This window comes from Aquabacterium sp. UBA2148 (assembly GCF_002328915.1).
In the GTDB taxonomy this organism is placed as follows: domain Bacteria; phylum Pseudomonadota; class Gammaproteobacteria; order Burkholderiales; family Burkholderiaceae_C; genus Aquabacterium; species Aquabacterium parvum.
Window position 1 is genome coordinate 9,450 of the sequence record NZ_DCXA01000310.1, and the last position, 13,162, is coordinate 22,611.

Consider the following 13,162-nt stretch of genomic DNA (forward strand, 5'->3'; position numbering starts at 1 on the left):
CCGAGCGGCCCACACCCGGGTGCCAGGCGTCGTCGGCCGGGCGGGCAGGCGGCTCGATGCCGAGCTCGCGCATGATGCCCAGGGCCTTGGCAAAACCGGTGTTGGCCGCGGGCACGCCAGCATAGATGGCGATCTGGATGAGGGCTTCGCGCACCTCGTCGACGCTCAGGGTGTGGGCGTTGCCGGGCGTGAGCGAGCCGCGCATGTGGATCTCGAACTCGTCCCAGCGGCCCAGCGAAGCGGTGACGGCCATCACGATGATGCGGCGGGTCTTCCAGTCCAGGCCGGGGCGGCCCCACACGCCGTGCCAGGCGTAGTCGGTGATGAAGTGCTGGAACTCGGCATTGAAGGCGTTGGCCTTGGCCACCGACTTGTCGACCCAGGCGTCTCCCAGGGCGGCACGGCGGTTGCGCATGCCACGCTCGAAAGCGTGGTCGAAGTCGGTGCGGGGCTTGGTGGACATGGCGGGGTCACGGTCGGTTTCAGGAAGGGGCACATTGTGCCGCGAGGATCGGTTATGGTGCGGTCCATGCAAACCGCAGGCCCACGCCCCATCGCCTCGATGGCTTCCAACCCTTTTTCTGGCCGCCGCGCACGCGCCGGCTGGGGAGGTGGGCTGGCGCTGTCGTGTGGGGTGCTGGCCCTGCTGGTGTCGGGGTGCGCTTCGGGGCCGAAGCCTCCGGCGCCAATGCCGGGGTCTTCTCCGCAACGCGATGGCCCGCCTTTGAGCGTGCCGCCCAACCTGGCGGACTTGCCCGATGTGGTGCCCCAGATCGAGCCCATCAGGCAGGGCGGACCCAACAAACCTTATGTGGTGCTGGGGCAGTCGTACGAGCCTTTGCGGGGCGATGTCGAGTGGAGCGAGAAGGGTGGGGCCTCCTGGTACGGCAACAAGTTCCACGGCCGGCGCACCGCCAGCGGCGAGCTCTACAGCATGTACGGGCTGACGGCGGCGCACAAGACCTTGCCCATCCCCAGTTACGTGCGCGTGCGCAACGTGCGCAATGGCAAGGAAGTGATCGTGCGGGTCAACGACCGCGGGCCCTTCATTTCTGGCCGGGTGATCGACCTGAGCTATGCCGCAGCCATCAAGCTCGACATCGCCGCAGCCGGTGTGGGGCAGGTCGAGATCGCGCGACTGACCTTCGATGAGATCCGCAGCGGGGCCTGGCAGCGCGGCACGGTGCTCGATCCCGATCCGACGCGTTTGGCCGCAGCGCCAGTGCCACCTGAGAGCCCCGCGCGAGCCACGCCCTTTGCCTCACCACTGAACACCGAAAGCGCCGCGCCTTTCGACGACCCCCTGTTGGCCCCCTCCACCTCGCGTCCAGTTGCGGTGCCTGAGCGCAGCGCTGACACCGCTTCGCGCACGGCGCCAACGGCCCGTGCCCACACACCCGCCGCCCGAGGCTTCTGGGTGCAGCTCGCTGCCCTGAGCCGCCGCGATGGCGTCGACAAGCTGCAGCAGCGCATCGCCGACCAGCTCTCGGGCTTGCTGCCCTTGCTGGCCGTTTTCCACGAGTCGCCGCACTACAAGCTGCAGGCGGGCCCTTACGCATCCAGGCACGAGGCGCAGCAGGCCGCCATGCAGGTGCGGCAAGCGCTGCAGCTCCAGCCCATGGTGATCGAGCGCCGCTGACCCCTGATCCCGATGCCGTACCTGGGTTTGTTGTTCAACGCCTTCGTGTGGGGGCTGTCCTGGTGGCCCTTGCGCCGCCTGCAGGACATGGGGCTGCACCCGCTGTGGGCGACCTTGCTGTTTTTTGCCCTGGGCGTGCTCGCCATCGGCCTGGCCCGACGCGAGGCCTGGCCCATTGTGTTGCGCTCACCCGGTTTGTGGATGCTGGCGCTGGCCACGGGTTTCACCAACGCGGCGTTCAATTGGGGCGTGGCCACCGGCGAGGTGGTGCGCGTGGTGCTGCTGTTCTACCTGATGCCGCTGTGGGCCGTGGGCCTGGCGTGGTGCGTGCTCGGTGAGCGCATCACGACCCAGGCGGCTTTGCGCGTGGCCCTGGCCCTTGGCGGTGCTTTGCTGGTGCTGCGGCCAGTCGACGGCGGCTGGCCTCGCTTCAATGGCCTGGCCGACTGGCTGGGGCTGGCGGGTGGCTTCGGCTTTGCGCTGATCAACGTGCTGCTGCGTCGCGCTGCCGGCCACAGCTCTGCCGAACGTGCCCTGGCGATGTTCTCGGGAGGCGTTTGCCTGCCCGGCTTGCTGGGCTTGGCGTTGTCGGCGCAAGGGGTGGTGCCGGGCTGGCCGGTTTTCTCCTGGGATTGGGCCTTGCTGGCCGCCGGCATGGGCGTGGCCTTTTTCGCGTCCAACCTGGCGATGCAGTACGGTGCCTCGCAGATCCCGGTGCAGGTCACCTCGGTGGTGATGCTGTCGGAGATCGTCTTCGCGGCGGGTTCGGCCGTTTGGTTCGGCGGTGAGGCGCTGCGGCCTGCGGTGCTGATGGGCGGTGGCCTGATCCTGGCGGCCGTGTTGCTGGCCACGCGGGACGAGATATAGCCGTCAACCATGCAGCGATGCAATTGGTTGCAAATTCGGTGAGGGCGATCCGTTGAATGTCGGCGCACGTGCGTGAGTGCTCGTACGCTTGACGGTATTCAAAAAGCGGGGAATCGACATGCAAATGACCGCCGAGCACGCGCTGTGCTTTTCGAACTTTGCCGAAGCAGCGGTTGGCGTTACCGACAATGTGTCGTTCCAAAGTTTGGTGCTCGACCATGTCACGCCGCTTGTGCCTCACGGTTTCATGTTGGCGGTCATCGGGCAACTGCATTTCGATCACCTCACGGTGCATCATCACATCGCGGTGAATTACCCCGATTGGGCATTGGCGCAGGTCACCCAGCCCATCAACATCCGTGAGCGGCCTTTGCTGCAACGTTGGCTGCACACCCGTTCACCTGTGATCGCTTGCACCGTGCGTGACCGTCATCTGATGTCGGAGCGAGAGATCGTTGAGTCCACGCTGATCGGCATGGGGCGGCTCGCCTTGCACGGGCTGCCCGACCTGACCAGTCGCATGGGTTCGTACTTCAGTTTCGCGAATGTCGCGATTGAGCCTGACCGCGATCTGCTTGCACACCGGCTGAGGATCATGACCCCATTGCTGCATGTTGCGCTCTTTCAGGCCACCCGGAGCGACATCGACCTGAACCACAACAAGACCCAGAACCTGACGTTCATCGAGCGCGAGCTGCTCAGGTGGCTGGCTGCAGGGCGAACAAATCAAGAAATGGCCAACCTGAGGCAGCGTAGCCCTGCCACCATTCGCAACCAACTGGCCAAGCTGTATGCCAAGTTGGGCGTCGCCTCTCGAGCCGAGGCCGTTGCTCTCGCGCTCAGCGAGGCACTGAATGTGCCGAGTCCTGGCACTGAATAGAACAAGTGTTCTATTGGCCGGCGCGCTGAACTCTACGACAGTGGCGCATCAACTTATATAAATGGAGAGGAGTATGACTTCAATAAGCCGAGGTGCAATCTGCGCCGGATTGTGCCTGGTCTTGGCTGCATGCAACGCGCCTTCTGCCGTACTCATGAAGAACCCCAGTGCTTTGACTCATGCGGCGATAGACAGTGTGGCGTATGCCCTTATCGATGGGGTTTGGACTGAGGAGGCATGGATGAGCCAACGTGTCATTGCTCAGCCTGTGAACTATGACATGCCTCTGTGTCATGCAAGTCAGCTTCACCAGATCACTCCTGAGATGTGGGATGGAGCTTGCTTGCTCGCTGTCTCATCTCGCAATGAAGCTTGTGACAATTGGTCGGGATGCGTGGCGATGGAGTTTCATCCGTCTGTGGTGGACGATCCGCTCCTGTGGCCTCGGATCGTCCGTTCAATTGGCGATATTTGCGAGAACATACCTAAACAGGGCGCTGAAGTCTGGACCGGTTTTCGCTATGGCCCACAACGGGCCAGGCACCTTTTGGGGTGTTCACCTGCACGCACTGCACGGCCCACGCATCTGAAACGAGTGGAGTTGCGGTCGAGTGGCAGGCCGACGGCTGTCGTCAATCTGTATTGAACAAAATGGACGAGCCTCCGCACTTGACGGCTCTTTGACCGCTCAACGTCGGTGGTACTCGCTTGTGCAGATTTTCTGGAGATTTTGCAAATGAAAATTCAGAAGCAAAAGCGAATCATCGCGATCCTTTCAAGTTTCATAGGCAGCCTGATGGCGCTGATGCCACTGTCAATTCATGCGTGGATCATTGATCCATTCGATTTGGCCATGGGCTACAAGGATGCGATGACGAACAGCCTCTCAATCCAGTTGACGGGCGCCGACTACACCACCTATTTGCATAGCCAGCTCAATTTGCAAACTGGCAAAACATTCGATCCGTGGAGTCACACCCGTTTCTCTGAAATGCCGCTATGTGGCAATGATCGCGCTGAGTGGCTGGCTTTGCGGTGCAAGGCATGGAAAGTGGTTTACAGCCCACCGTACTGCGGCAAAAACGGCCATTGCGTCGCTTTTCAGATTGCCGAGTTCATCCGCTCCGATGAGATGTTGTGCAACGCAATGATGGCTGCCATCGCGCATCCGTCAAAGTTCCTTTTCGGGCCGGACAAGTATGCGACCACCTATGGAATAGGCGACCTTCATGCGCCAGGGCTAGCTTTGAGCCCACCTGCGGCCAAAGACATCGCCCGAGAATTGGCGCGGCGTCGACCCGGCAAGTTGAAAGAAGCTGACTCCGATACCTTCGTGCTTACCTACTGATGAGGACGTGACATGCCAGCCCTGCTGATCAATCAATTTACCGATGGCCCGACGGGCCACGTCAACATCACTTTGGTGGCCGGCGATGGCTCCAAAGTCACCTATGGAGCCAATCTGAGCCCAAGTGTAGGCGTTCAGATCGAAACGGATCGGACAAGTGATCGGATTTCCAAGAATCCCTCTGCGTACAGCTTTCACGAAATCACACTCACACAAGCCCAGTACAACGCGGTGCTGGCCTTCGCTCAAGCGGCGGACGCAGGCAACAATGCCTATGCGGCGTTTTGCAACAACTGCGTTGATTTTGCCGACAGGGCACTAACTGCCGCAGGGTTTGGTCGCTTTTCCATTGCGAACTACTTGACAGATGGCACCCTGACCGACATCTACGCCAACACGGTCATGTATTTGTGCAATAACGCCTATGACGATCTCATGGACTCATATCCGGGCGGCCTTGGCTTGGAGTACATGGATCAGTACTACATGGACGTGTTTGGTGTCAACGTGTCATGGGACTTCGACATGTTCTGGACCTCCGAATACTTGGCGCTGTACGACTACCTGTCTCCCATGTTCGGACTCGCCAGTTGGGACAGGTATTTGGACGACTTTTCGGAGGACTATGCTGCAAATGGATCACCGATCGTGATTGACTTGCAGGGTGATGGCATCAGCACATTGTCGCCATCTGATGTCCACGTTCGCTTTGATCTGACCGGCGATGGGGTAAAGGACCGCGTCGGCTGGTTGGATGGCTCGGACGGATTCATCGTGCGCGACCTCAACGGCAATGGCGCCATTGACGGCGTGCAGGAAATGTTTGGGGGAATGCACCGGGGTGAAGGCTATGGCGAGTTGGCTGAGCTCGATGGCAACCGGGATGGCGTGATTTCCATGGCGGACGCCGACTTCACTTCTCTTTTGGTGTGGCAGGACTTGAATGTCGATGGCGTCACTGACCAAGGAGAGTTGAGAACGCTCTCTGAAGCAGGCGTTTCATTGCTGTCGTTGCGGTACGCGAACGTGGACAACTGGCAGAACGAAAATTTCATTGGCGAGTCCTCGTTTGCCCTCCGGGATGGACGTGAAGTCGAGATGGCCGATGTCTATTTCCGTTTGGAGCAGGGCGATCATCAAGCTCAAAGCGGCCAGCTCCTGCCGAACCTATCAGGAGCCAGCGCTCAGCTTGACGGCGCTCACGCCGCCCCATTGGGCATTGATCTGGGCGATTGGGGGGGCTTGGAGTTCAGCTTGAATGGCCCGGGCAAAGCTCGCTTGTTAGCTGATGTCAACGCGTCCGATGCGCAGGTGGCCAGCCTGGTTCAGGCCATGGCATCAATGGCGCCGCCTGTACTGGATGCGGCCATCATGACCACGGTCCGGCACACGGGCTCAACCCCAGTTTTGGCTGCGAACTGGGGCTGATGGTGATCCTCAATCGCGCAGCTTGCGGCTGTGCTCGTGCACCGCGTCCACCAGCACCTTGACGTTGTCGGGCGGGGTGAACTGGCTGATGCCGTGGCCGAGGTTGAAGATGTGGCCACTGCCGGCGGTGGGCTTGCCGAAGCTGTCGAGCACCTTGATGGCTTCTTCGCGCACCTGCTCGGGTGAAGCGAACAGCACGTTCGGGTCGAGGTTGCCTTGCAGGGCCACGCGGTCGCCGGTGATCTGGCGGGCCTTGCCCAGGTGCATCGTCCAGTCCAGGCCGACCACGTCGCAGCCGCTGCCCGCGATCTCGTCCAGCCAGATGCCGCCGCCCTTGGTGAAGACGATGTGCGGGATGCGGAAACCGTCGTGCTCCTTCTTGAGCTGCGAGAGCACACGCTTGGTGTAGGCCAGGCTGAACTGCTGGAAGGCGCCGTCGGCCAGCACGCCACCCCACGAGTCGAAGATCATGGCCGCTTGCGCGCCCGCTTCGATCTGGGTGTTGAGGTAGAGCGCCACGGCATCGGCGTTGACCTCGAGGATGCGGTGCATCAGGTCGGGGCGCTGGTACATCAGCGTCTTGATGGCGCGGTAGTCGTCCGAGCCGCCGCCTTCGACCATGTAGCAGGCCAGCGTCCAGGGGCTGCCGCTGAAACCAATCAGGGGCACCTTGCCCACGCCGTTGGCATCGGCCAGCTCGCGGCGGATGGTGCGCACGGCGTCGAACACGTAGCGCAGCTTGTCCATGTCGGGCACCGCGAGCTCGGCCACGGCGGCTTCGTCGCGCACCACCTTGGCGAACTTCGGGCCTTCACCGGCGGCAAAGCTCAGGCCCAGGCCCATGGCGTCGGGCACGGTGAGGATGTCGCTGAAGAGGATGGCGGCGTCCAGGTCGTAGCGGCGCAGCGGCTGCATCGTCACCTCGCAGGCCAGCTCCGGGTTGGTGGCCAGGCCCATGAAGCTGCCGGCCACGTCGCGCGTGGCGCGGTACTCGGGCAGGTAGCGGCCGGCCTGGCGCATCAGCCACACGGGCGTGGCGTCGGTGGGCATGCGCAGGCAGGCGCGCAGGAAGCGGTCGTTGGCCAGCGGGGGCAGGGTGAAAGCAGCACTCATGGGGCGCATTTTAGGCGGCGGCCCCCACGCGGCTTTGCGCCTGCTCATTCAGGGGGGAGATCCGCACAAGCCATGAGTCGAATTTCCGCTTGAACTGGCAGCATGCAACGCATGGCAGTCATCACCGGCGACATCGTCCCCCTCAACCGATCCGAGCACGGCTACGCGGCCATCGAAGGCCTGGCCGGCACCATGGTGCAGGCCTACCTGCTGCGCTTGAACCAGCCGGTGCCCGAAGAGCGCATGCGCCGCGCCCTGCGCGAGCTGGTCACGGCCTACCCCAAGCTGCGCGCCGCGCTGGAGCCGGGCCTGCACCGCTATCACTTTCGCATCCTGCCCGAGGGGCCGCTGATCGACCAGCTGTTCGATGTGGCCTACCGGGTCGACCCGCACGTTGATGTCGACAACGCCACGGCGCTGGAGGCCTGGCACCGCGAGCGCATGCACGAGGTGCTGCCGCTGGAGCGAGGCCTGGGCCTGCGTGCTCACTTCGTGCCGCACCCCGAGCGACCGGTGCTGTGTTTCGGCGTGCCCCACATCCTGGGCGACGGCATGACCATGCTGCAGCTGGTCAAGCAGATCCTGCGCGGGCTCAATGGCCAGCCGCTCGAGCCCATGGCCTTGGAGGCGCCGTCGATGATCGGCTCCATCGCGCCCCTGGACTGGCGGCAGTGGCCGCGCCAGGTGATGCGCTCGCGTCGCCACAAGCTGCAAGAGGCGCGGCGCCTGGCCAGCCTGAACATCCAGCAGTGGCCCACGCAACTGGGCACGCATTTCTCGACCACGGGCCTGCGCCACCACGAGGTGCCCACGCCGGTGGCCGATTTGCGCCGCACCGCGCGCGAGCTGGGCGTGTCGCTCAACACTTTCCTGATCGCGGCGCTGGCGCAGACCTTCCTCGATCAGGCGCCGAACGACCCGAAGGCCGCCGCCGTCATCCGCATCTCGGTGAACCTGCGCAAGTACTACCCCGAGTCGGCCGGGCACGGGCACCTGTGGGGCAACCACGTGGGTGCTTTCCTGGTCATCGAGACGGATGCGCGCAAGCCATTGCGCGAACGCGTCAAGTCGATCGACGCCAGCATCAAAGAGGGGCAGGACCGATACGCCCGCCGCGAGATGTGCTGGACCTACCTGCTGGAAGAAGCCCTGCCCTGGCTGGGCCGCACGCTGATCGGCCACATCGGGGTGCAGCTCAAGCGCCAGGGCAAGTTCCCCAAGATCAGCTGCCACGCCACCAGCCTGGGCGACGCCAACCACGTCAACCTGCCCGATGCGGCGGTGCGCGTGGTGCAGATCGTGCCCACGGTCAACAGCATCTCCCCGTTGCCTGTGCTGGTCGAGATGAACGGGCGGCTGAGCCTGCCCTGCAGCTGGCAACTGGGCGAGACACCGGTGGCCGCCGTCGATGACTTCCACCGGCGCTTTGACGAGGTGCTGGCGCGCATGGTGGCCGAGGTGATGCCGCAAGGCGTGGCGGCCTGAGGGCTCTGCAGGGCGGCGGCTGCCCCACACGCCGCCTTGGTCGGGGTCGGGCACGCGTCCTGCTTCGTGTGCCGGCATTTCACCGGCACACTGTGGCAACTGTTGCCCACCCAGACGAGTCACCATGAGCACGCTCCACCTCATCTCCCACCCCCTGGTCCAGCACAAGCTCACGCTGATGCGGCAAAAGGACGCGAGCACCAACAGCTTTCGCCGCCTGCTCGACGAGCTGAGCACCTTGATGGCGTACGAAGTCACGCGGGACATGCCGCTTCAGCCCATCGAGATCGAGACCCCGCTGGAGACCATGACCGGCCACGTCATCGACGGCAAGAAGCTGGTGCTGGTGTCCATCCTGCGGGCGGGCGACGGCCTGCTCGACGGCATGCTGCGCGTGGTGCCCAGCTCGCGCGTGGGCCACATCGGCCTGTACCGCGACCCCGAAACCCTGCGCCCGGTCGAGTACTACTTCAAGATGCCTTCAGAGGTCGCCGAGCGCGACGTGATCGTGGTCGACCCCATGCTGGCCACGGGGCACTCGGCAGCTGCGGCCGTGGCGCGCATCAAGCAGCTCAAGCCCCGCTCGATCAAGTTCATGTGCCTGCTGGCGGCGCCCGAAGGCGTGGCCGCGATGCAGTCCGAGCACCCCGACGTGGACATCTACACCGCTGCCGTGGACCGCTGCCTCAACGAGCACGGCTACATCCTGCCTGGCCTGGGTGACGCGGGTGACCGCATCTTCGGCACGAAGTGAGGCGGTCGCTCCCATCGAGATGGCGGGCATCGGTGGGGGCGGTGCGGCGCGGGTTCGCGCCGAGCTGACTCAGGCGCCGCGTCCAGCGGCCAGGTCGGCCAGTTTCTGGCTTTGCATCAGGCCGGTCACGCTGAGCTGACGCAGGCGATCGTGCAGGCCGTTCCAGTCGGACGATCTCCCCGATTGCAGGGCCTGCCAGCGCCCATGCACGTCGCGCAGGATGTTGTCTGCAGACGATTCGCCACCCAGGTCTGACGAGCTGTCCGCCAGCTTGCGGATTTGCGCCAGGCGAGCGTCCACGCGCTCGGCCAGAAGGGGAACGGGCTCCTCCTGCCAGGCATCCAGATCGGATTTCAGATCGCCAGCGGCCTCCACCAGCGGCAGCCAGGTGTCATGAAGCTCGGCTTCGGCGCGCACCTGGCGCTGCTCGTGCCAGGAAGCAAAGCCCCCGGCGAGCATCAGCAGACCGCAGGCCGTGCCGAGCGCGAAGGCGCGCCAGTGGATCCGTGTTGCGTGCGTCAGGGGTGCGTTGGTGGTGGCAGGCGAAGCCATGGCATGGGTGCCCCGCTTTCACGGGAACAGGTTGAGTTCCCATGAAATTCGGCGCCATTGGCGCCGACTTGATCGCATCCCTCAAGCTGCTGGGTGCGCGCGTGAAAGGCTTCACGTTCAGGCTTGAACCTTGAACACTGACACGGCCTTGACCAGTTGATGGGCTTGGTGGCGCAGGCTCTCGGCGGCCGCCGCGCTTTGCTCGACCAACGCGGCGTTTTGCTGCGTGGTCTGATCCAACTGCGAGATGGCATCGCCCACCTGGCGAACGCCGGAGTTTTGTTCCTCGCTGGCCGAGCTGATTTCGTTGACGATCTGCGTGACGCGTTGGATCGACTGCACCACCTGTTCGATGGTGGAACCCGCCCGGTCGACTTGGTTGGAGCCCGCCTGGATCTGTTCCACGCTGGCCCCAATCAACGTTTTGATTTCTTTTGCAGCCGTTGCCGAGCGTTGCGCCAAGGTGCGCACTTCGTTGGCCACCACCGCAAAGCCTCGGCCCTGTTCGCCAGCGCGTGCAGCTTCGACGGCGGCGTTGAGCGCCAGGATGTTGGTCTGGAACGCGATGCCGTCGATCACTCCGGTGATGTCGGCGATGCGACGAGAGCTGTCATTGATGCCCCGCATGGTGGCGATGACCTGTTGCACCGCCTCACCGCCCTTGGAAGCCACCTGGCTGGCCTCATGGGCAAGGTCGTTCGCGTGACGGGCGCTCTCGGCGTTCTGGTTGACCGTCGCGCCGAGTTGCTCCATCGACGCCGCAGTTTGCTGCAGCGCGCTGGCTTGCTGCTCTGTGCGTCCTGACAGGTCGTTGTTGCCTTGAGCGATTTCCACGCTGGCGGTGGACACCGACTCGGAGCCTTCCCGCACCGAAGAGACGACCGCTGCCAGCCCTTCCTGCATCTGCGCGATGCAGGCCATCACGCTGTGCTGATCACCAGGGCGCAACGCGGGGCGATGGGTCAGGTCACCGTCGGCGACACGGCGCAACAGGCTCGCCACGTCGTGCGGCTCACCGCCAAGGTCCCGCATCAGACTGCGGGACATGGCCCATGCCATCAGGCCACTGAGCAGCAGCGAAAGCGTGACGCCAACGAGCACCCATTTCTGAGACATGGCGTACGTGATCGATGCGTCATCCGCTGCGTGCTCGCCCTGCTGGAAGTTGTGAGCCGACAGCTTGTCGAGTGCGCTCAAGGTGTCGTCAAAGTTCGATTTGCCGGCGCCTTCGCTGATGTCCTTGCCATCGACTTGCTGCCCCTTTCGGTCCAGAGCAATCACTTTCGCCGAGGTGTCCAGGTAGCTTTTCCATCGCTGGTCAAGCGCGGCGCTCAAGGCCGCTTGCTCCTCGCCGGCGATCAGCTGTGTGTGTGCCTCGAGGGCACGTTCCACGGCAGACCGAGCTGCCTTGAACTTGTCCTCGTATTCCTCCATGTAGCCCTCGTCGCTGGCCAGCGTGTGGCGGACCTCGAAGTCGCGCGCCTCGAGCATGGCGACACGCGCTCGGGCCAGGTGGTCGACCGCAGGCAGCCATCGCTGGGCGAGTTGCTCGGCATCATCGTTCATGTGGGACATGGCCCACAGCGAAGATGCGCCGACCGCCAGGGTCAGCGCGAGCGTCACGCCGAACGACAAGGACAGCTTCAACGCGGTCGACAGCGAGTTGAGTCGACGAGCGATCCATTTGAGAGGGCTCATGAGCAGCTCCTGCGGGCTCGGGGCCCGCTTTGATCACTTCTTGAAACCCACGTAGGTCAGGCCGATGACGGCGCCGCCGGCGTCCTTCACGGGGTTGTAGCAAGTGTTGTAGGCGGTGCCCAGCACATCGACCTCGCCGCAAAAGGACTGTCCTTTGCTCACCGACTCGTAGGCCTTGTTGCGAGCCAGCTGCGTGCCAACGCCCCGTTTGCCCTCAGGGGTCAGCACATTGGTGCTCACGCGCACGAATTCATCGCCGCTTTTGACGAACACCGTGGCCGTGGCGCCTGAGGCCTTCTTGATCTCATCGACCACGTCGTAATTGCCATTGATGCGACGCTTGCCGAAGAAGATGGCGGGCACCTCCTTGTCGGCGACGGTCGCGGTGCCTTCCACCTTGGGTGCACCCAGCTTGTTCAAGCGGGCATCCAGGTCGGCGATGGTTGCTTTGGGATCGTTGGCCAAGGCGTGCACCGACGCAAAGGCAAGAGATCAGGCAAGCAGGGTGGGGACGAAGCGCATGGTCGGATCTCCAATCGAGCGTGAAGCACGCAACAATGGGAGTTTCGGACGATGTGGCAAAGCCTTGAGGCGTGCTGCCCGTCGACCTGCTCCCGAAACGTGACAGCCGTCACGCTTCGGGGTTGAAGCAGCCCCTCTGGATCCGCTTCAAATTGACAACAGCGACTTCCCTTGCGCTTCAGTTCAGCGTGCGGCGGTAGCTCTTGACCGCCAGCAGCCCGAACACCAGCCCGGCCAGCATGATCGGCCACAGGTGCGGCCACATGTCGATGAGCGTGAACTCCTTGAGGAACACGCCCCGCGAGCCGCGCACGAAGTAGGTCAGCGGCAGCCCTTGCGAGATCACCTGCGCCCACTGCGGCATGCCGCTGTAGGGAAACATGAACCCCGACAGCAGGATGGACGGCAGGAAGTAGAAGAACGACAGCTGCATGGCCTGCATCTGCGACATCGCCGCCGTCGAGATCAAGATGCCGACGGCCAGCGTGGTGATGCCATAGGCCAGCAACAACGCGATCAGCGCCAGCGGGTCGCCTGTGAGCGGCAGCTTGAACAGCAAGAAGGCGATCGCCAGGATGATCGAGACCTGCACCACCCCCACCAGGAAGGTCGGGATGATCTTGCCGATGATCATCTCCCAGGGCTCGGTGGGCGTGACCAGCAGGAACTCCATCGAGCCCTGCTCCTTTTCCTTGGTGATGGACATGGCCGTCATCACCAGCAGCGACACGTTCAGGATCATGCCGACCAGGCCGGGGATGATGAAGAAGGTCTGCTCGCCTTGCGGGTTGAAGCGCCGCTGCACGCGCACCTCCAGCTTGGGCTCGCCGGTGAACGTGGCTTCGATGCCGTCCTTGCGGAACAGGTGGGCCGCCG

Annotated in this window: 13 protein-coding genes; 7 read left to right on the forward strand and 6 right to left on the reverse strand. The window is 63.5% G+C overall.

Translation table 11 applies throughout. The features are described from left to right. On the reverse strand, nt 1-463 hold a 463-nt coding region (locus B2W70_RS17105; RefSeq protein ID WP_286747638.1), incomplete at its 3' end, for a carboxymuconolactone decarboxylase family protein. Nucleotides 464-529: 66 nt separating this feature from the next. Between B2W70_RS17105 and B2W70_RS17110 the strand changes: the two genes are divergently transcribed. The 5 genes from B2W70_RS17110 to B2W70_RS17130 all read left to right on the forward strand — a co-directional run bounded on the left by B2W70_RS17110 (nt 530) and on the right by B2W70_RS17130 (nt 6,162). Further along, nucleotides 530-1,639, forward strand: a complete 1,110-nt coding sequence (locus B2W70_RS17110; RefSeq protein ID WP_286747640.1) for a septal ring lytic transglycosylase RlpA family protein — start codon at nt 530-532, stop codon at nt 1,637-1,639. Nucleotides 1,640-1,651: 12 nt separating this feature from the next. Continuing rightward, on the forward strand, nt 1,652-2,506 hold the full coding sequence (locus B2W70_RS17115) for a DMT family transporter (protein WP_286747642.1): 855 nt from the start codon (nt 1,652-1,654) through the stop codon (nt 2,504-2,506). A gap of 118 nt (nt 2,507-2,624) precedes the next feature. After that, nucleotides 2,625-3,386, forward strand: a complete 762-nt coding sequence (locus B2W70_RS17120; protein WP_286747644.1) for a helix-turn-helix transcriptional regulator — start codon at nt 2,625-2,627, stop codon at nt 3,384-3,386. Nucleotides 3,387-4,122: 736 nt separating this feature from the next. Continuing rightward, the gene (locus B2W70_RS17125) at nt 4,123-4,734 is read left to right on the forward strand and encodes a hypothetical protein (protein ID WP_152987564.1); all 612 of its coding nucleotides are present in this window, start codon (nt 4,123-4,125) and stop codon (nt 4,732-4,734) included. Between the two features lie 12 nt (nt 4,735-4,746). After that, nucleotides 4,747-6,162, forward strand: a complete 1,416-nt coding sequence (locus tag B2W70_RS17130; RefSeq protein WP_286747647.1) for a hypothetical protein — start codon at nt 4,747-4,749, stop codon at nt 6,160-6,162. Between the two features lie 9 nt (nt 6,163-6,171). On the opposite strand, the gene hemE is transcribed toward B2W70_RS17130, so the two are convergent. Next, on the reverse strand, nt 6,172-7,275 hold the full coding sequence (gene hemE / locus B2W70_RS17135) for a uroporphyrinogen decarboxylase (RefSeq protein WP_286747649.1): 1,104 nt from the start codon (nt 7,273-7,275) through the stop codon (nt 6,172-6,174). 111 nt (nt 7,276-7,386) lie between these two features. Here hemE and B2W70_RS17140 point away from each other — a divergent pair, with 111 nt between their 5' ends. Beyond that, on the forward strand, nt 7,387-8,760 hold the full coding sequence (locus B2W70_RS17140; RefSeq protein ID WP_286747651.1) for a hypothetical protein: 1,374 nt from the start codon (nt 7,387-7,389) through the stop codon (nt 8,758-8,760). 124 nt (nt 8,761-8,884) lie between these two features. Continuing rightward, the gene (gene upp / locus B2W70_RS17145; protein ID WP_286747653.1) at nt 8,885-9,514 is read left to right on the forward strand and encodes a uracil phosphoribosyltransferase; all 630 of its coding nucleotides are present in this window, start codon (nt 8,885-8,887) and stop codon (nt 9,512-9,514) included. A 69-nt stretch (nt 9,515-9,583) separates the two neighbouring features. Here the strand turns inward: upp and B2W70_RS17150 are convergent, their stop codons facing one another. From B2W70_RS17150 to B2W70_RS17165, 4 genes are all read right to left on the reverse strand, one after another. Beyond that, on the reverse strand, nt 9,584-10,066 hold the full coding sequence (locus B2W70_RS17150; protein WP_286747654.1) for a hypothetical protein: 483 nt from the start codon (nt 10,064-10,066) through the stop codon (nt 9,584-9,586). Nucleotides 10,067-10,183: 117 nt separating this feature from the next. Then, nucleotides 10,184-11,764, reverse strand: coding sequence for a methyl-accepting chemotaxis protein (locus B2W70_RS17155; protein ID WP_286747656.1), 1,581 nt, complete (start codon nt 11,762-11,764; stop codon nt 10,184-10,186). 33 nt (nt 11,765-11,797) lie between these two features. Next, nucleotides 11,798-12,229: a Cache 3/Cache 2 fusion domain-containing protein gene (locus B2W70_RS17160; protein WP_286747657.1), complete on the reverse strand. Its 432-nt coding sequence runs from the start codon at nt 12,227-12,229 to the stop codon at nt 11,798-11,800. 235 nt (nt 12,230-12,464) lie between these two features. Further along, a partial coding sequence (locus B2W70_RS17165; RefSeq protein WP_286747659.1) for an ABC transporter permease occupies nt 12,465-13,162 on the reverse strand: 698 nt, incomplete at its 5' end.